This window comes from Stenotrophomonas sp. STM01 (genome assembly GCF_014852135.1).
Taxonomy (GTDB): domain Bacteria; phylum Pseudomonadota; class Gammaproteobacteria; order Xanthomonadales; family Xanthomonadaceae; genus Stenotrophomonas; species Stenotrophomonas capsici.
Window position 1 is genome coordinate 91,450 of record NZ_JACVBA010000002.1, and the last position, 20,635, is coordinate 112,084.

General features: G+C 68.7%; 21 protein-coding genes and 1 riboswitch. Of the genes, 14 read left to right on the forward strand and 7 right to left on the reverse strand.

Features of this window, described 5'->3' with window-relative positions; genetic code table 11:
• The first annotated feature begins 37 nt into the window (after positions 1-37).
• From IB227_RS10455 to IB227_RS10465, 3 genes are read left to right on the forward strand one after another with little or no spacing between them, the layout of a single operon-like run.
• On the forward strand, positions 38-715 hold the full coding sequence (locus IB227_RS10455; protein WP_192287909.1) for a YceI family protein: 678 nt from the start codon (positions 38-40) through the stop codon (positions 713-715).
• A complete protein-coding gene (locus tag IB227_RS10460) occupies positions 705-1,283 on the forward strand; it encodes a cytochrome b (RefSeq protein WP_192287382.1) in 579 nt (192 codons plus the stop codon). The genes IB227_RS10455 and IB227_RS10460 overlap by 11 nt, the downstream gene beginning before the upstream one ends.
• The gene (locus tag IB227_RS10465; RefSeq protein WP_132865256.1) at positions 1,280-1,852 is read left to right on the forward strand and encodes a YceI family protein; all 573 of its coding nucleotides are present in this window, start codon (positions 1,280-1,282) and stop codon (positions 1,850-1,852) included. The genes IB227_RS10460 and IB227_RS10465 overlap by 4 nt, the downstream gene beginning before the upstream one ends.
• 117 nt (positions 1,853-1,969) lie before the next feature.
• On the opposite strand, the gene IB227_RS10470 is transcribed toward IB227_RS10465, so the two are convergent.
• The gene (locus IB227_RS10470) at positions 1,970-2,197 is read right to left on the reverse strand and encodes a glutaredoxin family protein (RefSeq protein WP_132865257.1); all 228 of its coding nucleotides are present in this window, start codon (positions 2,195-2,197) and stop codon (positions 1,970-1,972) included.
• Positions 2,198-2,295: 98 nt separating this feature from the next.
• Here IB227_RS10470 and IB227_RS10475 point away from each other — a divergent pair, with 98 nt between their 5' ends.
• Together IB227_RS10475 and IB227_RS10480 are read left to right on the forward strand one after the other, a co-directional pair.
• On the forward strand, positions 2,296-3,678 hold the full coding sequence (locus IB227_RS10475) for an L-serine ammonia-lyase (RefSeq protein ID WP_192287383.1): 1,383 nt from the start codon (positions 2,296-2,298) through the stop codon (positions 3,676-3,678).
• 145 nt (positions 3,679-3,823) lie between these two features.
• Positions 3,824-4,561 (forward strand): response regulator transcription factor, encoded by a 738-nt coding sequence (locus IB227_RS10480; protein WP_225591791.1) that lies wholly within the window; start codon positions 3,824-3,826, stop codon positions 4,559-4,561.
• On the opposite strand, the gene IB227_RS10485 is transcribed toward IB227_RS10480, so the two are convergent.
• Together IB227_RS10485 and IB227_RS10490 are read right to left on the reverse strand one after the other, a co-directional pair.
• Positions 4,543-5,919: an ATP-binding protein gene (locus IB227_RS10485; RefSeq protein WP_192287384.1), complete on the reverse strand. Its 1,377-nt coding sequence runs from the start codon at positions 5,917-5,919 to the stop codon at positions 4,543-4,545. The two genes, IB227_RS10480 and IB227_RS10485, sit on opposite strands and share 19 nt — an antisense overlap.
• A 313-nt stretch (positions 5,920-6,232) precedes the next feature.
• On the reverse strand, positions 6,233-6,805 hold the full coding sequence (locus tag IB227_RS10490) for a hypothetical protein (protein WP_192287385.1): 573 nt from the start codon (positions 6,803-6,805) through the stop codon (positions 6,233-6,235).
• Between the two features lie 386 nt (positions 6,806-7,191).
• Here IB227_RS10490 and IB227_RS10495 point away from each other — a divergent pair, with 386 nt between their 5' ends.
• The 6 genes from IB227_RS10495 (at position 7,192) to IB227_RS10520 (ending at position 12,506) form a co-directional block, all read left to right on the forward strand.
• Positions 7,192-7,674, forward strand: coding sequence for a hypothetical protein (locus IB227_RS10495; RefSeq protein ID WP_192287386.1), 483 nt, complete (start codon positions 7,192-7,194; stop codon positions 7,672-7,674).
• A gap of 98 nt (positions 7,675-7,772) precedes the next feature.
• Positions 7,773-8,546, forward strand: a complete 774-nt coding sequence (locus tag IB227_RS10500; RefSeq protein ID WP_132865263.1) for an SDR family oxidoreductase — start codon at positions 7,773-7,775, stop codon at positions 8,544-8,546.
• A gap of 86 nt (positions 8,547-8,632) precedes the next feature.
• Positions 8,633-10,084, forward strand: coding sequence for an aldehyde dehydrogenase family protein (locus tag IB227_RS10505; RefSeq protein ID WP_192287387.1), 1,452 nt, complete (start codon positions 8,633-8,635; stop codon positions 10,082-10,084).
• Between the two features lie 84 nt (positions 10,085-10,168).
• Positions 10,169-10,339, forward strand: coding sequence for a hypothetical protein (locus tag IB227_RS10510; RefSeq protein WP_225591792.1), 171 nt, complete (start codon positions 10,169-10,171; stop codon positions 10,337-10,339).
• Between the two features lie 28 nt (positions 10,340-10,367).
• The gene (locus tag IB227_RS10515; protein ID WP_313251707.1) at positions 10,368-11,531 is read left to right on the forward strand and encodes a low temperature requirement protein A; all 1,164 of its coding nucleotides are present in this window, start codon (positions 10,368-10,370) and stop codon (positions 11,529-11,531) included.
• A gap of 186 nt (positions 11,532-11,717) precedes the next feature.
• The gene (locus tag IB227_RS10520; protein WP_192287388.1) at positions 11,718-12,506 is read left to right on the forward strand and encodes a hypothetical protein; all 789 of its coding nucleotides are present in this window, start codon (positions 11,718-11,720) and stop codon (positions 12,504-12,506) included.
• Here IB227_RS10520 and rarD read toward each other — a convergent pair.
• The 4 genes from rarD to IB227_RS10540 all read right to left on the reverse strand — a co-directional run bounded on the left by rarD (position 12,481) and on the right by IB227_RS10540 (position 16,949).
• The gene (gene rarD / locus IB227_RS10525) at positions 12,481-13,383 is read right to left on the reverse strand and encodes an EamA family transporter RarD (RefSeq protein WP_192287389.1); all 903 of its coding nucleotides are present in this window, start codon (positions 13,381-13,383) and stop codon (positions 12,481-12,483) included. The genes IB227_RS10520 and rarD overlap by 26 nt on opposite strands.
• Before the next feature lie 229 nt (positions 13,384-13,612).
• A complete protein-coding gene (locus IB227_RS10530; RefSeq protein ID WP_192287390.1) occupies positions 13,613-14,680 on the reverse strand; it encodes a homoserine dehydrogenase in 1,068 nt (355 codons plus the stop codon).
• Positions 14,677-15,924: an O-succinylhomoserine (thiol)-lyase gene (locus IB227_RS10535; protein ID WP_192287391.1), complete on the reverse strand. Its 1,248-nt coding sequence runs from the start codon at positions 15,922-15,924 to the stop codon at positions 14,677-14,679. The genes IB227_RS10530 and IB227_RS10535 overlap by 4 nt, the downstream gene beginning before the upstream one ends.
• Positions 15,921-16,949, reverse strand: a complete 1,029-nt coding sequence (locus IB227_RS10540) for a homoserine O-succinyltransferase (RefSeq protein ID WP_192287392.1) — start codon at positions 16,947-16,949, stop codon at positions 15,921-15,923. Before IB227_RS10540 ends, IB227_RS10535 begins: the two co-directional genes overlap by 4 nt.
• A 69-nt stretch (positions 16,950-17,018) precedes the next feature.
• Positions 17,019-17,138: riboswitch (SAM riboswitch) on the reverse strand.
• A gap of 139 nt (positions 17,139-17,277) precedes the next feature.
• Here IB227_RS10540 and IB227_RS10545 point away from each other — a divergent pair.
• The 3 genes from IB227_RS10545 (at position 17,278) to IB227_RS10555 (ending at position 20,591) form a co-directional block, all read left to right on the forward strand.
• Positions 17,278-18,081 (forward strand): M23 family metallopeptidase, encoded by an 804-nt coding sequence (locus IB227_RS10545; protein ID WP_318639539.1) that lies wholly within the window; start codon positions 17,278-17,280, stop codon positions 18,079-18,081.
• 147 nt (positions 18,082-18,228) lie between these two features.
• A complete protein-coding gene (locus IB227_RS10550; RefSeq protein WP_132865272.1) occupies positions 18,229-19,833 on the forward strand; it encodes a peptide chain release factor 3 in 1,605 nt (534 codons plus the stop codon).
• 125 nt (positions 19,834-19,958) lie between these two features.
• Positions 19,959-20,591 (forward strand): hemolysin III family protein, encoded by a 633-nt coding sequence (locus tag IB227_RS10555; protein ID WP_132865273.1) that lies wholly within the window; start codon positions 19,959-19,961, stop codon positions 20,589-20,591.
• Positions 20,592-20,635 lie beyond the last annotated feature (44 nt).

Here is a 20,635-nt window from a genome sequence, read left to right on the forward strand (position 1 = left end):
AAACCGGGGAGCCGGGACCTTGTTGCGACCCATCCTGATGCTGGCACTGGGGCTGCTGCCGCTGGCGGCCGCTGCGGCACCCGAGCCGTACCGGCTGGACCCGGTGCATACGCGGGTGCTGTTCGCGATCGAGCACGCCGGGTTCTCGCAGGCGCTGGGCACGGTCTCGGGCAGCGAGGGCGTGCTGCACTTCGACCCGCAGGACTGGAGCAGCGCCCGGCTGGACGTCACCGTGCCACTCACCCGGGTCGACCTGGGGGATGCGAAATGGAACCAGGCCACGCTGGCGCGCAACCTGCTCGACGGCGAGCGCTTCCCCCAGGCACGCTTCGTCTCCGATCGCGTGGAGGCCGTTGACGCCACCCATGCGCGCGTCCATGGCCAGCTCACCCTGCACGGCGTCACCCGCGCGGTGGTGCTGGAGGTCACCCTCAATGCGGTGAAGCGTCACCCGCTGCCGCCATTCCGCCGCACCGCCGGGTTCTCCGCCACCACCGCGCTGAGCCGCGCCGACTTCGGCATCAACGCATGGAAGTCGGTCATCGGCGACCGCGTGGAGCTGCGCATCGAGGCCGAAGCGGTGCGTGACGACAACGCCTCCGCGCCCGCGCCGGACACCGACACCCCTGCCGACGCGCAGGACACTTCCCTCCAGGACGCGGCCGATGCCGCGCTGGAACACGCCACACAGACGGAACCACGCCATGACCACTAAGAACACCGCCCAGCAATGGGGAAGCGTCAGCAAATCCCTGCACTGGCTGATCGCCCTGCTGATTCTGGCGCTGGGCATCGTCGGCCTGGTCATGGGCGAGTTTCCCAAGACCCCGAAGTACTTCTGGATCTACACGATGCACAAGTCGATCGGCATCACCGTGCTGGTGCTGGTCGCCGCGCGCCTGGGCTGGCGCCTGTACGCCGGCGCGCCCGAACCGGTGCCGGGCACGCCGGGCTGGCAGGAGCGCGTGGCCAGCCTCACCCACTGGCTGCTGTACGTGATGATGTTCGCCATCCCGCTGTCGGGCTGGCTGTACGACTCGGCCAGCGGCCTGCGCCCGTTCAAGCTGTTCGGGCTGGTCGAGATGCCCAAGCTGGTCGCGCCAAGCGAATCGGCCGCGCAGGTCTCGCACCTGATCCATGAATGGGGCTTCTGGGCTTTGATCCTGTTGGTGCTGGGCCATGCCGGCGCCGCCGTTTTCCATCACGTTCACCAGCGTGACGCCACCCTCACCCGCATGCTGCCGCAAGGCTGGCTCAGCACCCCGCAAAAGGAATCCGCATGAACATCAAACTCACCTCCCCGGCCGCCGTCGCCGCCGCCCTGGCCGGCATGCTGGCCGTCGCCCCGGCCATGGCCGCCGACTACGTGCAGGCACCGGGGACCGGCTCGATCCTGGTATTCGCCACCAAGTACGACGGCGAAGTCTTCACCGGCACCTTCCCGGGCTTCCAGACCCAGGTCAGCTTCGATCCGGCCAACCCGGCCGCCGGCAAGCTCGACGTCAGCATCCCGCTGGCCGGCGCCCGCAGCGGCAACACCGACCGCGACTCCACCCTGCAGGGCGCGGACTTCTTCAACGTGGCCCAGTTCGCCCAGGCCCGTTACACCGCCAACGGCTTCCGCGCCCTGGGCAACAACCAGTTCGCCGCCGATGGCACGCTGGAACTGCGGGGCGTCAGCAAGCCGGTCACGCTGACCTTCACCTGGGCGCCGGGCGCGCAGCCGGTGCTGACCGGCAAGGCCACCGTCAAGCGCCTGGACTTCGGCGTGGGCGGCGGCGACTGGACCGATACCAAGACCATCCCCAACGAAACGGCGATCAGCACCATCGTCAAGCTCAACGCCAAGTAAGCCACGCCCCTGCGTGGTGCCGGTGCAGCGGAGCGTGGCTCCGCGCTGCCGGCCATCGCGCCGCTGTTGTCCGTGCCGAGCCACGCCCGGCACGGGCCTCATCGGCCCGGCTGCGCGCTACTGCTTCAGCCAACGCTGCACGCTGGCCGCGTCAAACGGCCATTCCAGTTCGCGCCCGGCGCCATCGCGCAGCACCGGCACACGCGTCCCGTAGCGCGCCTCCAGCGGCGCGTCGTCATCGATGAACACGCTTTCGAACGCCGGTGCGCGTGCCTGCGCCAGCACCGCCAGTGCCTGGTCGCACAGATGACAATCATCGCGCTGGAACAACACCAATCCGCTCATGCCGCTGCCCTGTGGTTGGAATGCTGCGCTGCAGGCATGGCCCGCCGCCGCCAGCACGTAGAATAGCGGCCCTCTCCACGCAGTACGCAGAAGCACGCATGTCCGTCAGCACGTTCGACCTGTTCAAGATCGGCATCGGCCCGAGTTCGTCACACACCGTGGGCCCGATGCGCGCGGCCGAGCGCTTCGTGCACCGCTGGCTGCTCGACCAGGGCCGCCTGCAGGACACCGTGCGCATCCGCGCCGAGGTGTTCGGCTCGCTGGCGTTGACCGGCAAGGGGCACGGCACCGACAAGGCGGTGCTGCTCGGCCTGGAAGGCCACCGCCCCAACCTGATCGACCCGGACATCATCCCGGCCGCGCTCGAGCGCATCCGCACCACCAAGCGCATCCACCTGATGGGCCAGCACGAAATCGCCTTCGACGAGAAGCGCGACCTGCCCATGAACAAGCGCCAGAAGCTGCCGTACCACACCAACGGCATGCGCTTCACCGCCTACGACGCCGACGACCAGATCATCGCCACCCGCGATTATTACTCCGTCGGCGGTGGCTTCGTGGTCAACGAGGACGATGCCGCCGATGACCGCATCGTCCCCGACCAGACGCCCATCCCCTACCCGTTCAAGAGCGGCGACGAGCTGCTGGCGCAGGCCGCGCGCAGCGGCCTGAGCATCGCGCAGATGATGTTCGAGAACGAGAAATGCTGGCGCAGCGAGGACGAGATCCGCGCCGGCCTGCGCGAGATCTGGGACGCCATGCAGTCCTGCGTGACGCGCGGCATCCGCTCCGAGGGCACCCTGCCCGGCGGCCTGCACGTCAGCCGCCGCGCGCCCACGCTGTACCGCGAGCTGTCCGCGCGCCCGGAAGCGGCCATGCGCGACCCGCTGACCACGCTGGACTGGGTCAACCTGTACGCGCTGGCGGTCAACGAGGAAAACGCCGCCGGTGGCCGCGTGGTCACCGCGCCCACCAATGGCGCGGCCGGCATCATCCCCTCGGTGTTGCATTACTACGACCGCTTCTGCCCCGGCAGCACCGAGCAGGGCGTGTTCGACTTCCTGCTCACCGCCGCGGCGATCGGCATCCTCTACAAGGAGAACGCCTCCATCTCCGGCGCCGAGGTCGGTTGCCAGGGCGAAGTGGGCGTGGCCTGCTCGATGGCGGCCGGCGGGCTGATGGCCGCCCTGGGCGGCAACCCGGGCCAGATCGAGAATGCCGCCGAGATCGGCATGGAGCACAACCTCGGCCTGACCTGCGACCCGATCGGCGGGCTGGTGCAGATCCCCTGCATCGAGCGCAACGCGATGGGCGCGGTCAAGGCGATCAATGCCAGCCGCATGGCCATGCGCGGCGATGGCAAGCACAAGGTGTCGCTGGACAAGGTCATCAAGACCATGCGCGATACCGGCCGCGACATGCAGGACAAGTACAAGGAAACCAGCCGCGGCGGCCTGGCCGTCAACGTCATCGAGTGCTGACCGGCCACCGGGCCGGCACGCGCGGTACCCCGCGGCGTCATCGCCGCCTCCGGCGACCGGCCTGCCGCGGTCGCCGGCCGGGTCGCTTACAAAAGCCCCGGTGACTGCAGTAGGCTGGCGCGACGGTCAACGATCACGCCCCCACTTGAACGACAGAACCACGCCCACGCCCGACCTTCCGGAGCCACCGCTGAAGGTCGCGGTCACGGAGGACGACGCGCTGCTGCGTGATCGCATCCTGCTTCCCGGCCTGCGCGACCATGGGTTCAACGTCCAGGGGTATGGCGATGCCACGGAACTGTATCGGGGCCTGCTGGCCGAGGCCTTCGATGTGGTCATCCTGGACATCGCCCTGCCGGGCGAGGACGGCCTGAGCATCGCCTCGCACCTGCGCCGCATCCAGCCCGGGCTGGGCATCGTCATGCTGACCGGCACCGAGAGCCGCGAGAACCACCTGCGCGCCCTGCGCGACGGGGCGGACATCTATCTGGCCAAGCCCGTGGACGTCGAGATCATCGCCGTCACCCTGCACAGCCTGTCGCGCCGCCTGCCGCGCACGGCAACCGGCACGGTGCCAACGGAACCGTCCGGCACGTGGCGGCTGCTCTCCGATGGCTGGTGCCTGGAAACGCCCGCCGGCAGGATCATCGCCCTGACCACCCCGGAGCGTTCACTGCTGGCCCTGCTGGCCCGCCATCGCGGCCAGACCGTGGAGCGGGAGCGGCTCATCGACGCATTGACCGATGACGCTTCGGACTTCGACCCGCATCGCCTGGAAGCCCTGGTGCACCGCGTCCGCCGCAAGGCCGCCGCCGCCGCACCCGATGCCCCGCCATTGCCATTGCTCTCGGTCCGCGGAAAGGGCTACGTGCTCGCCGGCTGAGCGGTCTCCCCATCCATGGCCAGCGGCAGCAGGATCCGCACCGTCGTGCCCTGCGCCGGCGGGCCAAAGAGGTCGATCTTTCCGCCTGCCTCCAGCAGCATGTCGCGCACCACGGACAAGCCCAGGCCAGTCCCCATCCCGCTCGGCTTGGTGGTGAAGAAGGGTTCGAAGGCCTGCGTGCGCACGTCTTCCGGCATGCCCTTGCCGTCATCGGTCAGGTCCAGGCATACCCAGGCCCCGTCCAGCCGGCCTGCCTGGATGCGGAACGTGCCGGTATCGGTGATGGCATCCCTCGCGTTGGCGGCGATGTTGATGATCACCAGCCCGAAGCGATCGATGTCCATCCGCACTGGCAACGCGCCATCGGCGCACTCCAGCTGCAGGCGGACCCGCGCCCCGAACAGCTGCTTCAGCATCGGCATCAGTTCGCGCAGTGACGCCGCCGCGTCGAACACCTCCGGCCGTGCGACTTCCTGCCGGCTGAAGCTCAACAGCTTCCGGCTGATGGTCAACGCCCGCCTGGCGGCCAGGTCCACGTCGCCCAGCGCCTCATAGAGTGCCGGCGCCCCCCTGTCGGCCAACCGTTCCCGCTGCGCGGCATAACTCAGGATGATGCCCAGCACGTTGTTGAAGTCGTGGGCCACGCCACTGGCCAGGCGGCCCACCGCCTCCATCTTCTGCGCGTGGACGAGCTGGTCGCGCGTGCGTTCGCGCTCGCGGACTTCTTCCTGGAGCCGTTCGTAGGCCAGCGCCAGCGCCTGCCCGCGGGCGTTGGATTCCTCCAGGCTGTTGCGCAGCGCGGCCACGGTGCGGTCCAGCGCGATGGTGATGAGCAGCCAGATGCCGGCCAGCGACACGGCCTTGCCCAGCCCCGCGACCGGCATCGCCCCGCCGCCGAGCGCCGCACGCATGAAGTCCGCGACCAGGGTCGCCGCGACGATCCCCAGCAACGTGGCCAGCGTGATCCACAGCGTCCGCCGCCCCAGGATCAGGCCTGCCAGCGCCAGCAGGATCATCGGCATGGGGTCGAACCTCAGCCCGACCATGCCGGTGGTGATGTAGATGATCGCCATCGACAGCATCACCACGCCGAGGAACACGTGTACCCCTTGGCGGAAACGGCCACGCCGGATCAGCCACACGCCTGTCCATGCGGCGGAGGTCATCAACACGTCCGTGGTCAGGTCGGCGGCCAGCGCCGTCCAGCCGGGCAGGTCCCCCGACCAGCGACCGCTCAGCACGGCGTACAGGAACAGCGACTTGTTGAGTGGGATGAACACCCCGAGGAACAGCAGGAGCACCTGCACGAAGGGGGCATTGCGACGATCAACCGGATCGTGGACAGGGATGTTCGACAACCAGCGCCGGACCCGACCGAGGAAAAAATCGTACTTGATGGGAGTCTCCTGGCATCCACCGGCCTAGCGCGGCGCCGGTCATCGCCGCGCGCGCGCCAGGCGCCGAAACAGAACAGACACAAAGGCCATTCCTCACCGTTTATCACCCCCGCGGTGACAAACGATGCGTGTATTCAATGACCCGCTTTTGTAGCTTAAAGCTGCCCCAGTTCCCGCCAGGAGCGACATCCCCGAAACCCTGACACACCCGCGTCCGCGCATGATCCGGCGGTGGTATCCGGAGCGTCAAGCACAGCGTGCCCGACCACCGGTCTCACGCGATGTAGGCAACCCAGCGCCGCCCCAGTGCACCGACGATGCTCTCGAGCAGGTCGATGTTCAACGGCTGCGAGATGTCCAGGCCGGCCCTGACGAAATCCACGGGCATGCACAGGGTCTGCGCCAGGGAGTGACAGGAGGCACCGCTTCTCACCATCTCATTGAGGACCAGCACCTTCATCGACTCCGCAGCCGACAGGCGCGCGTCGATACCGTCCCGCGGCCGGCTCCGTGGCAGCGGGATGAGCCTTCCGGCCCGCATGTGTTCGCGTACGGCCGCCCTGAGCGCTGCGTTGAGCTTTTCCCTGGAGTACTCCGAACCCGGCAGGCAGACCTCGGGCCAGTCCGCCAGATGCAACGTGTAGCTGCTGACGGCACCGACGGATTTCACGGGATAGACAAGCATGGAATTGAGCACACCAACCGTTTTCAGCACGTCAACCTGATCCCGGAACGTCCTGACAGAACCCATCACCCCGGCCCAAGCCCAGCAGGGCGCCGCAGGGGCCCGACACTCCAACGCGAAGAACACACCGTCGTGACGCACCCAAGCATCGAACAGATCCACGCCCTGATCGAATCACTGGACAACGCCTCGCTCAGTACCCACCAACGTGTCCAGGCCCTGCAGGAAATACGCCGCATGTCTGCCAGCCTCTACCTGAACCGTGCTACGCAGGACACCACCGAGCAGTGTCATCAGATCGATGCCCTGGCCCTGAAGGCGTGCGGCATTGCGTTGACGTCGCAGCAAGCATGACCCCGCCATCCCGTACCTGTTGGCAACGGAAGATAAGGGCTATTGACATGATGTTCACGCATGCTTCCTCACACCGTCGGTGATAAACGATGAGGAATGACCGTCCCCGCCACGCATCGCCGCACCGCGCGCCGTTGCATCCCGCCGACACGCCACGTGCAGGCCACGCCTCGTCGGATGAAACACGCCCCGCGATGACAGGCACCGCGCCCGCGCCGCCCAACCCGCGGACCCCGAGCTTCGGGGAACTGCAGGCATTGATGCATCCGCACCTTCCCCAGGACCTCTCGAGATTCGATCTGCATGAACGGGTCGCGCAACGCTCGACGGAGATCCGCCAGACGGACCCGTTGAGCGCCGCGCTGCTGGCTGCCGCCGCCGTGCAGCTGCGGCGCCAGGCGCAGAACGAGCGCAGCGCGCGCAGCACCCCGGCGCTGCGGGTGAGGACGCTGCGCGAACTGCAACCGGTCCTCACCGCGCTGCGGCAGGCCTGCATCCAGGAAGCGGCCTTGGCCGCACTTGGCCCGTCCGCGCCCGGCTGGCTGCGTGGCACCGATGCCAGGACCGGCGCAAGCCGCCTGGCAGCCTCCCGGGAGAGTCGCTCCGAACTCACCCGGCTGCTCGATGCCCTGCGCCAGGAGAACGCTCCACAGCGGGACGAACCCCGCGGCAACTGAGCTGCAAGCACCTCCTCCTGCGCCGCAGCGAGGCCACACGGCGACCGCCGGCGTGCCGGAAGCGCCATCACCACCGCCCCACCACCAGGAACATGCAGATGAACGACCATTCCCTGAAGAACAAAGTCGCCGTGATCGCAGGCGGCGGCAAGAACCTCGGCGCGCTGATCGCCCACCAGTTCGTCGATGCCGGCGCGCGCGGCATCGCCCTCCACTACAACAGTGACGCCTCCCGCGCCGACGCCGAGAAGACCGCCGCCGAACTGAAGGCCAAGGGGGCCGATGCCACCCTGTTCCAGGGAAACCTGGCGGTGGTCGACAACAACGTGAAGCTGTTCGACCAGGCCAAGGCCCACTTCGGCCAGGTCGACATCGCCATCAACACCGCCGGCGTGGTCATCAAGAAACCCATCGCCGACATCACCGAGGCCGACTACGACAAGAGCTTCGACGCCAATGCCAAGGCCGCGTTCTTCTTCATCCAGCAGGCCGGGCGCGTCCTCGCCGACGGCGGGAACATCGTGACGATCGTCAGCTCCCTGCTGGCCGCCTACACGCCGTTCTATGCGATCTACCCGGGCAGCAAGGCCGCCGTGGAGCACTACACGCGCGCCGCGTCCAAGGAGTTCGGCGAGCGTGGCATTTCGGTCAATGCCATCGGCCCGGGCCCGATGGATACGCCGTTCTTCTACGGGCAGGAACAGCCGGACGCGGTGGCCTACCACAAGTCCGCCGCGGCACTGAGCAAGTACAGCAGGACCGGGCTGACCGACATCCAGGACATCTCGCCGATCGTCAAGTTCCTGGTCACCGATGGCTGGTGGATCACCGGGCAGACCATCTTCGCCAATGGTGGCTATACCACCCGCTGATGCATGGCGGTGACGCGCACGAAGCGCGTCACCGTCCCTGTTCCATGGACAGGACGTTCAGCGGCCAATCGCGTGGGGTAATCACGATGAGCAATCGTTTCCAGTCCTGCTTCGACGCGCAGAAGGCGCGGTTCGACACCGATGCCACCAAGTCCCTTGCATGGCGCCTGGAGCAACTGGACCGCATGGAGCGGATGCTGCGCGAGCACCAGCAGGCGCTCTGCGCGGCGCTGCACCAGGATTTCGGCAAGCCACCGTTCGAGCAGCTGTTCGAGATCACTGTCCCGCTGGGCGTGATCCAGTACTACCGGGACAACCTGAAGGCCCTGATGGCACCGCAACCGGTGCCGATCCCGCCGGGACTGGAGGCCCGTGGCAACCGTGGCCTCGTGTTCAAGGAGCCGTACGGGGTGACCCTGGTCATCGGCCCCTTCAACGCGCCGATCCTGCTGTTGCTGGACCCCGCCATCGCCGCGCTGGCCGCAGGCAACACCGTGATCCTGAAACCAGCCAACACCACCCCGGCGACCGCCGAACTGCTGAGCCGCTGCATCACCAAGCACTTCAACCCCGAGGATGTCGCCATCGTCACCGGCGGCCGCGAGGAGATCGCGGCGCTGCTGGAACTGCCGTTCGACTTCATCTTCTTCACCGGCAGCTCGGCGGTCGGCAAGGTGGTGCTGCGCGCCGCCGCCGAACACCTGACCCCGGTCGTGCTGGAACTGGGCGGGCAGAACCCGACCGTCGTCGATGCCAGCGCCAACCTGGACATCGCGGTGGACCGGATCGCCTGGGGCCACAACGCCATCGCCGGCCAGTGGTGCGTGGCCCCGGGCTACGTCTGCGTGCACCGTTCGATCGCCGATGCGTTCATCACGCGCCTGAGACGGTCGTTGATCCATATGTACGGCGAAGACCCCCGCCACAGCCCGGATTTCGCGCGGATGATCAGCGAGCATGATGCCGAACGCGTGGCCTCGTACATCCTCCCGGAAAAGGTCGTGCATGGCGGTCGCTTCGACGTCCCCGGCCGGTACGTCGAGCCGACGGTGCTGTATCCCTCCGCGTGGACCGACCCGGCAATGCAGCAGGAGGTGTTCGGCCCGGTCCTGCCCGTCATCCCCTATGACGACCTGCGCGAAGTGGTCGGCCTCATCAAGCGCAGGCCCAGGCCGCTGGCGGCCTATATCTTCAGCAAGGACCCGGCGGCCATCGACTACTTCCTGGGGAGCGTGTCCTTCGGTGGCGGCTGCGTGAACCAGACCAACCTGCACTGCTGGATCGACAGCCTTCCCTTCGGCGGCGTCGGCTACTCGGGGATGGGCAAGTACTACGGCAAGGCCGGCTTCGACACGCTGAGCAACACCAAGGCCATGTTGATCGGCAACCCCGACGAGGTGCTGGACGTCTTCCCGCCCTACGCCGGCAAGGACATCGCCGGCAGCCTGGGGCTGTTCGCGTGGACCGAACCGCCCGCGCCCGGGAATGACGCCTCACCGATGCCGGATACGAACACCCACCCCAACGCGACGGACTGAACCATGCGCACAACCCTGCTGATCGTTGCTGGACTTCTCCTGGCCGCCCTGGCGTCGTGGCTGGGGGGCCCCTCACGACGCGTGATGGCGGCCGTGCTCTTCGCCGCGGCGTGGCTGGCCGTCGTCGGCTGGAACCTGCGCACGGGCCTGTCGCATGGCTACACGCTGCGCGAGGAGTTGCCGATCCAGGCCGCGATCTACCTGGTGCCACTCGCGCTGGCGGTGTGGCTGGCGTGGAAGCACGCGGCCAAGTGACCCTGAACCCCTCTCCACGGATGCCCCGGTGAACACCCGAATCCATTCCATGCTCCGCGTGCGCGACGGCCATGAGGCCAAGGTCGGTTACGCGGAACTGTTCTTCGACCTGGTCTATGTCTTTGCGGTCACCCAGGTATCGCACTTCCTGCTGGGCAACCTGACCCCGCTCGGCGCCGCCCAGGCGCTGCTGCTGTGGTTCGCGGTCTGGCTGGGTTGGCAGTACACCTGCTGGATCACCAACTGGTTCGACCCCGAGTCCCCGCGCATCCGCCGCATGCTGTTCGGGCTCATGTTCGTCTCGCTGGGGATGGCCGCGGCCCTGCCGGACGCCTTTGGCCAGCGCGGTCTCCTCTTCGCCGGCTGCTATGCGCTGATGCAGGTGGGGCGCGCCCTGTACATCCGCGTCAGCCTGGGCAACGCGCCGCTGGCATCCAACTACACGCGCATCCTCGGATGGGCCTGCATCAGCGCGGTGTTCTGGATCGCCGGCGGCCTGCAGCAAGGCACGCCACGGATGCTCCTGTGGGCGGTGGCCGTGGCCTGCGAGTACCTGTCCCCGATGTTCGGCTTCCCGCTGCCGGGCCTGGGCCGTTCGAACAGCGAGCGCGACTGGACGGTGGAAGGCGGGCACATCGTCGAGCGCTGTGCCTTGTTCATGATCGTCGCGCTGGGCGAGTCGGTCCTGGTCGCGGGCGCAACGCTGGGCCACGCCCACCACTGGGACATGCCGATGCTGCTCGCGTTCACGGCCGCGTTCGCCGGCAGCGTGGCGATGTGGCGGGTCTACTTCAGCGTCGCGGTGAAGGAAGCGACCGAGGTCATCGTCCACGCACCGGACCCCGGCCGCTACGCCGCGTTGTTCCACTACCTGCACGTGCTCATCCTGGCGGGCGTCATCGTCACCGCGGTCGGCAATGACCTGGTCATCGCGCACCCCACCGCCCGCATGGACGGAACGTCCCTGCTGGTGCTGGTGGTGGGACCGGCGCTGTTCCTGCTCGGCAGCGGCCTGTACAAGCGGGTGATCCACGGGCACTACCCCGTCTCGCACCTGGTCGGCCTGGGACTTCTTGCGATCACCGCGATCGTCGGCTGGCGCTTCAACCTGCTTGTGGCCAATGCGTGGACCACCGTGGTCCTGTTCGTGGTGACCGGATGGGAGCAGCATTCCAGCGCCAATCGCGGCTGAGCCTGCGGGGCGGTGCCCTCCGGCCGTGCTGTCCAATCCTTGTCTTGAAGTGCCCTGCCGGGCAGATCAGAATCCGGCCACCCCACGATCTGCCCAGGGAACAGGATGCACAGCGAACAGGACCCCACCCGCCCGGCACCGATGCGCCCGGCACCCCGCAGGCGGCCCGAGCCCAGGAAGGGCGGATTGACCCTCACCCGGGTCATGCTGGGCGCCTGCGTGCTGGTGGTGCTGGCCTGGTACATCGGAAGGCGCGACGCACCCGGCGCCGGCGCGACGGCGCAGGCCGATGCGACGCCCGGCCCCGCAACCGCGTCTTCGCGCGGCGCGGCACGCTCGGAGGCGCACGTCGTGCAGGGTGAGAAATCCACCACGCTGGCCACCCTGGACGAAGCGCGCATGACGGTGGGCGAACAGGGCCGCGTGCTGCGCATCACCGGCAGCGTCGGCCGCAACTTCGCCCAGGACCTGCAGGCGGCGCTGGAGGCCAACCCCTCGCTGCAACGCATCGACATCACCAGTGGCGGCGGTTACGCCAAGCCCGGCCTGGAGGCGGCGCGGATGATCCGCCGCCGCAACCTGATCGTGCGGGTCAGCTCGCACTGCGCCAGCATGTGCGTTGCCCTCTGGGCCGCCGCTGCGCAGCGCCAGCTGGAGCCGGACGCGGTGATCGGCCTGCATGCCTGGGATGCTCAGTGCGACGCACGCCCGTCGCCGGACCGCGAGCAGTGCCATTACCAGATGCAGTTCGCCACCGATCACGACGCCAGCTACGACTCCTGGCTGCGCGAGGCCGGCTTCAATGCTTACCTGCTGGGGCTGCAGGAACGCACCGCCTCGGAGAACATCGCCGTGGTCAACGCGCTCCAGCTCTGGGAGAACGGCGTGGACTTCAGCGCCGTCAGCCACGACGGCACGCCGATGACGCGTGCCGATGTCCAGCGCTATCTCAGGGAGCGCTACAGCCGCCGTTGAACCGGCGGCGGCGCAGCTTCATGCCGCCTTCCAGCGCCAGCAGGGCCACCGCGATCCAGATCGCGATGTAGGTCGGCCACTGGCCCTGCCCGACGCTCTCGCCGAGCAACAGTGCGGCCAGCATCAACAGCACCGGCTCGACGTAGGTCAGCAGCCCGAACAGGCTGAAGGACAGCATCTTCGCCGCCAGCACGTAGCACATCAGCGCCACCGCGCTGACCACGCCCAGCAACGGGATCAATGCATACAGTGCCGGGCGTTGCGCCAGCATCTGCAGCAGCGCCTGGCCGTCCCCGATCGCGGCCCACCCCGCCACCGGCAGCAACAGCACCAGCTCCACCCAGAAGCCGCCCAGATGGGCGATGTCCAGGTGCCGGCGCACCAGGAAGTACGCCGGGTAGCCCAGTGCCACCAGCAGCATCTCCCACGACAGGCCGTGGTTGCGCAGCAGCGCCCAACCCACGCCGAACGCGGCGCTGGCCACCGCCAGCCGCTGCAGCGGCGACAGGCGTTCGCCATAGACCACGCGCCCGACCAGCACCATCACCAGCGGCAGCAGGAAGTAGCCCATCGACACCTGCAACGCCCGCCCGTGCAGCGGCGCCCACAGGAACAACCACAACTGCACCCCGACCATCGCCGCGCAGGCCGGCATCGCCAGCCAGAGCCGGCGGTCGGTGCGCAGGCGTTGCAAGGTGCCTGGTATCAACGTGCGCTCGCCGCTCACCCGCAGCATCAGCGACACCAGCGGCACGGCGAACAGCACGCGCCAGCCGAAGATGTCCTGTCCCTGCAGCGGTGCCAGGTGCGGGCTGCCGTAATACATCACGCCGAACAGCAGCGACGCCACCAACGAAACCAGCACACCCTTGGACACGGAACCACCCGATCGACAGACAGGGCAACCCGCACCTGAGGGGGCGGCAGCCGCCGCGGGACACGCGGCATCGACGCAGGGAGCGTGCCACCGGCGCAGGGTACCGGGACCAACGCCGATCCCCAACCCTTCGGCCGGGAGGGGAACCCCGCCTCACGCCCCCGCCGTCACCCCGCATCGCTGCACATGCCCTGCAGCCCCACATCCGCACCGAACCGGCATGCGTCGCTCAGCGGCGCACGATCCCCAGCACATCGTCGAGCAGTGCCGCGGCGGTGACCTCGGCGCCCGCCCCCGGCCCCTGGATCAACAGCGGCTGGGTGCTGTACCGGTCACTGTGGATCGCCACGCGGTTGTCGGTGCCGCGCCCACCGGCCAGCGGATGATCCGCCGGCAAGGCGCGCAGGCCCACGCGGGCACCCTGCGCGTCCACGCGCCCGACCACGCACAACTTCAGGCCCTGCGCACGGGCCTGCTGCAGGCGCTCGGCCAATGGCGCGTCCAGCAGTTCCAGCGCGCCATCGACCTGGGCCGCAGGCAACGCGGCCAACGCCGACGGCACCAGCGAATCCACCTGCACCTGTTCGGCCTCCAGCGGCACGCCGGCCGCACGCGCCAGGATCAGCAGCTTGCGCCGCACGTCCTCGCCGGACAGGTCGATGCGCGGGTCTGGTTCGGTGTACCCGGCGGCGGCGGCCTCGCGCACGCAGGCGGAGAACGGCTGGCTGCCGTCGTAACGGTCGAACAGCCAGGCCAGCGACCCGGACAGCACGCCCTCGATCGCATGCACATGGTCGCCGCCGGCCACCAGCGCGCGGATGCTGCGCAGCAGCGGCAGGCCGGCGCCGACGGTGGCGGCATCGCCGTACTGCGCGGCACCGTGATCGGCGGCGGCGCGGATGTCGCGGGCACGCACCAGCGCGGTGCCGTTGCCCAGCTTGTTGGCCGTCACCACGTGGATGCCCTGCGCCAGCCACTGCGCATGATCGGCGGCCACCGCCTCGCTGGCCGTGGCATCGACCACGATGTCGCCGGCGACCAGCCGTCCCACTTCCCGCCGGTGCACGGGCTCGCCTTCACCGCGCTGCGCATTGCGCGCCTGTGACAGCACCGCATCGGGCGCATCACCGCAGGCCAGCGCGATGCGCGAGTTGGCCACCACGTGCAGCGCCGGCAGGCTCAGCTGGCGCTGCTGCAGGGCCTGGTAGCGGCTGACGAACGCCGAGCCGACGGTGCCGGTGCCGAGCAGCACCAGCCGGGCCTGCGTGGTTTCCTGCGGACGCAGCTGCGCGCTCATGCATCCACCGTTTTCTTGCATTTGGAGGCATCCCGCGACTGCGCGATCACGCTGGCCGCACGGTCCAGGGCGGCCTGCAGGTCGGCCAGCAGGTCCTGGCTGGACTCGATGCCCACCGACAGGCGCAGCAGGCCGTCGCTGATGCCGGCCTTGGCGCGCGCCTCGGCGGTCATCGCCGCATGGGTCATGGTCGCCGGGTGCGCCACCAGGCTCTCCACGCCACCCAGCGATTCGGCCAGCGTGAAGTACTGCAGCCCATCGACGAAGGCGCGCACCGCCGCGTGCGGGTCCTCGCCGTCGCACGGCTCCAGCTCGAAGGACAGCATCGCGCCGAAGCCCTTCTGCTGGCGCGCCGCCACCGCATGGCCCGGGTGCGATTCCAGGCCCGGGTAATAGACGTTGGACACCGCTTCATTGCCCACCAGCAGCTCGACCAGCGCCTGAGTGTTCTCCTGGTGCACGCGCAGGCGCGCATCCAGTGTGCGCAGGCCACGCAGCGTCAGGAACGCATCGAACGGCGAACCGGTCAGGCCCAGCGCGTTGGCCCACCACACCAGCTGCTGGTGGACCTCGGCATCGGCGGCGATCACCGCGCCGCCCACCACGTCACTGTGGCCGTTGACGTACTTGGTGGTGGAATGCAGCACCACGTCGGCCCCGAACGCGATCGGGGTCTGCAGTGCCGGCGACAGGAAGGTGTTGTCGACCACCACCTTGGCACCGGCCTTGTGCGCGGCGTCGATCACGAAGCGCAGGTCGGTGATGCGCAGCAGCGGGTTGGACGGGGTTTCGATCAGCACCAGCTTCGGCTGCTGCGCCAGGGCATCGGCCAGCGAGCGCGGGTCGGTCAGGTCGGCGGTGACCAGCTCGAAATGGCCCTTGGTGGCCAGCGCGTTGAACAGGCGCCAGCTGCCGCCGTACGCGTCATGCGGCACCACCAGGCGGTCACCCGGCTGCAGCAGCGCATTGAGCACCAGGTTGATCGCACCCATGCCGGTGGCGGTGACCACGCCGCCGGCGCCGCCTTCCAGTTCGGCCAGGGCTTCGCCCAGCAGGTCGCGGGTCGGGTTGCCGCTGCGGGTGTAGTCGTACTGCCGCTTGTTGCCGAAGCCGTCGAAGCTGAAGTTGGACGACAGCACGATCGGCGGCGTCACCGCGCCGTGGGCGGTGTCCCGGTCGATGCCGGCACGCACGGCCGCGGTGACGCGGCTACAGGACACAGCGGAAGTGTGGGACAGGCTCATGCGGTTTCTCCGGGCAGGCGAAGGGCGTTGGCGAGGATCGCGTCGATGCGATCGGTTTCTTTGAGGAAGGCGTCGTGGCCGTAGGGCGAGCGCAGCACGCGCAGGCTGCCGCGCGGGCCCAGGCCCTCGACCAGCGTGACCAGGTCCGACAGCGGCACCAGGCGGTCGCCTTCCACGGCGACCACCAGGGTCGGCACGCTGATGGCGGCCGGGTCGACGCGGTGCAGGTCGATGGATTCGGACAGGCGCAGGTAGGCGTTGACGCGGGTGCGGGCCACGTACTGCGCGCCGGCAGCGTCGAGGTAATCCTCGGCAGCCACGCGCACGCGGCCATTGACCACTTCCGGCGCGGCATCGAAGCGCTCGCCGAACTCCTCCGGCGTGCGGTAGCTGAGCATGGCGAACTGGCGGGCCAGTGCCAGCCCGTGCGTCTCGGCGCACTGCAGCTGGCCCAGCGCCACCGCGCGGCGCTGCAGCGCGCGCCAGGCCGAGGCATACGGATGTGGGCGGTGTGCGCCGCTGACCGCGATCAGCCTGGCCAGCCGCTGCGGGTGGCGCACGGCCAACTGCTGGCCAACCAAGGCGCCGTAGGAATAGCCGACGAAACCGTGCAGCTGTTCGATCTTCAGCGCGTCCAGCAGCGCGGCGATCGCGTCGGCCTGGTCGGTGGTATCGATCGGCGCGTCCAGCTCGCCGTCGGCGCCGATGAAATCCACGCCGAGCAGGCGGCGACGGCTGGGATCCAGCGCGCGGCCCACCCCGGCCAGCCCCTCGGCCCAGCCCTTCTCGCCGAAACTACTGTTGGCGGCGATGTGCCGATGCGCCGAGATGCCGCCGGCCACCAGCACCACCGGCGTGCCGGCCGTGCCGACCAGTTCATAGCGCACGCGCAGCAGGCGCTGTCCTGCATGACGCATCGCCAGGCGCACCTCGACCTCGCCGCGCACGGCGGGAATGGCGCGTTCAGCGCTGTCTGGGAAAGCGGCGGGGAATTCCTGGGCGGCAATGGCAGTGGCGAAACGCATGGCGATATCCGGTAAGGAGCAGCCATCGAGCTTCGCGGGCCCGTGTTCGCCGTACGCGGGGTACGGATCGAACCATCTTTCGGCGGACACAGTGGTCACCGCAGGATTTGGCACCAAACACAGGCGCTTGCGCGTCTGCTGGTTGCCCCGGCTTCAAAGGGCCTGTCCCTCTGCCGGTCTCGATGGTGGCGCTACGATGCCAGCGCCCCGCGCCCATGTCAATCGCTTTATTCGAATAAAGAGATGGATAGGTTTCCGACGCAACCAAGCAGGCACAATCCACTACCCCCTGCCTACCCCCTGCCTACCCCCTGCCTGCCCCCTCACCGTGCGCCCAACCACGCTGCTCCCGCTCCTCCTGCTGCTCTCCCTCGGCTGCGACGCCAGTCCCGGCGCGCGCTGGCGCCAGGGCTGGAACCTCGGCGGCGCCCCGGCCATCCCGGCCACCTCCCCGGCCGACCACTTCGCCAGCCTGCGCCTGCAGGCGCGCGGCGGCGGCCATGCGGTGATCGCGCGCAACCTGCTGTCCGGTCCGGTTCAGGTGCAGCTGCGCGGACTGGACGCTCCCGCGCCGCCGCACCTGCTCGCCGCCAACGAGGAACGCCTGCTGACCTGGCTGCCCGGCAACGCCAGTGGCGCGCGCCTGGTGCTGGATGCAGTCCCGGGTGATCCTGCGGCCCGGCCCGACGCCTACCGCTACCAGTTGCCCTTCCGGCAGGCGGCCATCCGCGTCAGCCAGGCGTTCGGCGGCCGCTTCAGCCATGGCGACCCGCAGAACCTGCACGCGGTCGACTTCCCGCTGCCGGAAGGCACGCCGGTGCAGGCGGCACGCGACGGCACCGTGATGCAGGTGATCGCCGATTCGCCCGGGCAGGGCTGCCTGGTCCGGGTCCTGCACGGCGACGGCAGCATCGGCCTGTACGCCCACCTGCAGTCCGGCGGGCTGCAGGTCCGCCCGGGCCAACGGGTCCAGGTCGGCCAGGTGCTGGCCCGCTCGGGCAACACCGGCCGCAGCAGCGGCCCGCACCTGCATTTCGCGGTGCAGGCCAACACCGGGCTGGCGCTGGCATCGGTGCCGTTTCGCATGGACAGCCCCAACGGCGAACTGCGCTTCCCGCGCGAGGACCGCTGAACGACGGTGCCCAGCGACCCGCCACCGTGCACCCGCTGCCGCCGAACTGAACGCGCCGGGCGCGCGGCCGCCGCTGTTGCGGCCGGCCGACAGGTATAATTGCCGGTTCATTCGTCTACTGCTGCGCCCGGGCGGGCGCCCCCGACCATGTCCGAAGTCGCCTCCGAAGCCGCGCGCCGCCGCACCTTCGCCATCATTTCCCACCCTGACGCCGGCAAGACCACGCTGACCGAAAAGCTGCTGCTGTTCGGAGGCGCGATCCAGATGGCCGGTTCGGTCAAGGGCCGCAAGGCCGCCCGCCACGCCACCTCCGACTGGATGGCGCTGGAAAAGGAGCGTGGCATCTCGGTGACCTCGTCGGTGATGCAGTTCCCGTACGAAGACAAGATCGTCAACCTGCTCGATACCCCCGGCCACGCCGACTTCGGCGAGGACACCTACCGCGTGCTCACCGCGGTGGACTCGGCGCTGATGGTCATCGACGTGGCCAAGGGCGTGGAAGAGCGCACCATCAAGCTGATGGAAGTCTGCCGGCTGCGCGACACCCCGATCATGACCTTCATCAACAAGCTCGACCGCGAGGGCAAGGACCCGATCGAGCTGCTGGATGAAGTGGAAACCGTGCTCGGCATCCAGTGCGCCCCGGTCACCTGGCCGATCGGCATGGGCCAGCGCCTGAAGGGGGTGGTCCACCTGCTCACCGGCGAAGTGCACCTGTACGAACCGGGTCGCAACTTCACCCGCCAGGACTCCACCATCTTCCCGTCCATCGATGCACCCGGCCTGGCCGGGAAGATCGGCGAGAAGATGCTGGCCGACCTGCGCGACGAACTGGAGCTGGTGCAGGGCGCCAGCCATCCGTTCGACAAGGACGCCTACCTGCGCGGCGAGCAGACCCCGGTGTTCTTCGGCTCGGGCGTGAACAACTTCGGCGTGCAGCCGTTGCTGGACTTCTTCGTCGAGCACGCGCCGGCGCCGCAGGCACGCGCCACCACCGGTCGCGACGTGGCCCCGCAGGAAGACAAGCTCAGCGGCTTCGTGTTCAAGATCCAGGCCAACATGGACCCGCAGCACCGTGACCGCGTGGCCTTCATGCGCGTGTGCTCGGGCAGGTTCAGCGCCGGCATGAAGACCTTCCACGTGCGCAGCGGCAAGGAAATGAAGCTGGCCAACGCGCTGACCTTCATGGCCAGCGACCGCGAGATCGCCGCCGAGGCCTGGCCGGGCGATGTCATCGGCATCCACAACCACGGCACCATCTCCATCGGCGATACCTTCACCGAAGGCGAAGCGGTCACCTTCACCGGCATCCCGAACTTCGCCCCGGAACTGTTCCGCCGCGCCCGCCTGAAGGACCCGCTCAAGCTCAAGCAGCTGCAGAAGGGCCTGGCGCAGCTGTCCGAGGAAGGTGCCACCCAGTTCTTCCGCCCGCTGATGAGCAACGACCTGATCCTCGGCGCGGTCGGCGTGCTGCAGTTCGACGTGGCCGCCTACCGCCTGAAGGACGAGTACGGCGTGGAAGCGGTGTTCGAGCCGGTCTCGATCACCACCGCACGCTGGGTCTCCTGCAGCAACGCCAAGAAGCTGGAGGAGTTCCGCGAGAAGAACGCCAACAACCTCAGCATCGACGCCTCCGGCCACCTGGTGTACCTGGCCCCGACCCGGGTCAACCTGCAACTGGCCGAGGAGCGCGCGCCGGACGTGCGTTTCTCCGCTACCCGCGAAGCGGCGCATACCGTCTCGGTGGATTGAGGGCGGGAGGACCGCCCTGCGCGAATGGGAACGGGAACGGCTGTCCCGTTCCGGTTCCCGCTCCCGGCCCGTTCCCTGCTTTAATAGCTGCCATCGGGCTTCCCCACAGCCCGCGGCAGTCGCACATGACCACAGCTGTTTCGATCCGGGAAGAAATCGCCAGCGCCCTGACCCACGGGCTGGGCGCCGTCACCGCACTGGCCGGCGGCGCCGTGCTGATCACCCTGGCCGCCATCTACGGGGATGGCTGGGAGCTGGGCAGCGCCATCGTCTTCGGTGTCGCCCTGCTGCTGCTGTACACCGCCTCCACCCTGTACCACGCCATCCAGCATCCGGTGGCCAAGGGTCGGCTGAAGATCTTCGACCACTGCGCGATCTACCTGCTGATCGCCGGCACCTACACGCCCTTCACCCTGGTCGGCCTGCGCGGCCCGTGGGGCTGGGGCCTGTTCAGTGCGATCTGGGCACTGGCGCTGTTCGGCGTGGTGTTCAAGCTGTTCTACACCGGCCGCTTCAAGAAGCTGTCCACGGCCATCTACATCGCCATGGGCTGGCTGGTGGTGGTGGCGATCAAGCCGATGTGGGCCTCGCTGGACGGGTGGACCATCGGCTGGCTGTTCGGCGGCGGCGTGTTCTACACGCTGGGAACCTTCTTCTACCATCGCGAGCAGGTCCCGTATTCGCACGCCATCTGGCACCTGTTCGTGATCGGCGGCAGCGTCTGCCATTTCGTCGCGGTGACCGCGCTGCTGCTTTGACCGGGTGCGCCCGCCGGCCCGCGATGCCCCGCAGGTGCATACGT

What these genes read in the sequence shown, in the direction of transcription:
- IB227_RS10455 (WP_192287909.1), top strand. Translation starts at nt 38, where the DNA reads ATGCTGGCACTGGGGCTGCTGCCGCTGGCGGCCGCTGCGGCACCCGAG.
- IB227_RS10465 (WP_132865256.1), top strand. Translation starts at nt 1,280, where the DNA reads ATGAACATCAAACTCACCTCCCCGGCCGCCGTCGCCGCCGCCCTGGCC.
- IB227_RS10540 (WP_192287392.1), bottom strand. Translation starts at nt 16,949, where the DNA reads ATGCGTTTCGCCACTGCCATTGCCGCCCAGGAATTCCCCGCCGCTTTC.
- IB227_RS10470 (WP_132865257.1), bottom strand. Translation starts at nt 2,197, where the DNA reads ATGAGCGGATTGGTGTTGTTCCAGCGCGATGATTGTCATCTGTGCGAC.
- IB227_RS10550 (WP_132865272.1), top strand. Translation starts at nt 18,229, where the DNA reads ATGTCCGAAGTCGCCTCCGAAGCCGCGCGCCGCCGCACCTTCGCCATC.
- IB227_RS10475 (WP_192287383.1), top strand. Translation starts at nt 2,296, where the DNA reads ATGTCCGTCAGCACGTTCGACCTGTTCAAGATCGGCATCGGCCCGAGT.
- IB227_RS10505 (WP_192287387.1), top strand. Translation starts at nt 8,633, where the DNA reads ATGAGCAATCGTTTCCAGTCCTGCTTCGACGCGCAGAAGGCGCGGTTC.
- IB227_RS10555 (WP_132865273.1), top strand. Translation starts at nt 19,959, where the DNA reads ATGACCACAGCTGTTTCGATCCGGGAAGAAATCGCCAGCGCCCTGACC.
- IB227_RS10495 (WP_192287386.1), top strand. Translation starts at nt 7,192, where the DNA reads ATGACAGGCACCGCGCCCGCGCCGCCCAACCCGCGGACCCCGAGCTTC.
- IB227_RS10535 (WP_192287391.1), bottom strand. Translation starts at nt 15,924, where the DNA reads ATGAGCCTGTCCCACACTTCCGCTGTGTCCTGTAGCCGCGTCACCGCG.
- IB227_RS10460 (WP_192287382.1), top strand. Translation starts at nt 705, where the DNA reads ATGACCACTAAGAACACCGCCCAGCAATGGGGAAGCGTCAGCAAATCC.
- IB227_RS10510 (WP_225591792.1), top strand. Translation starts at nt 10,169, where the DNA reads ATGGCGGCCGTGCTCTTCGCCGCGGCGTGGCTGGCCGTCGTCGGCTGG.
- IB227_RS10500 (WP_132865263.1), top strand. Translation starts at nt 7,773, where the DNA reads ATGAACGACCATTCCCTGAAGAACAAAGTCGCCGTGATCGCAGGCGGC.
- IB227_RS10530 (WP_192287390.1), bottom strand. Translation starts at nt 14,680, where the DNA reads ATGAGCGCGCAGCTGCGTCCGCAGGAAACCACGCAGGCCCGGCTGGTG.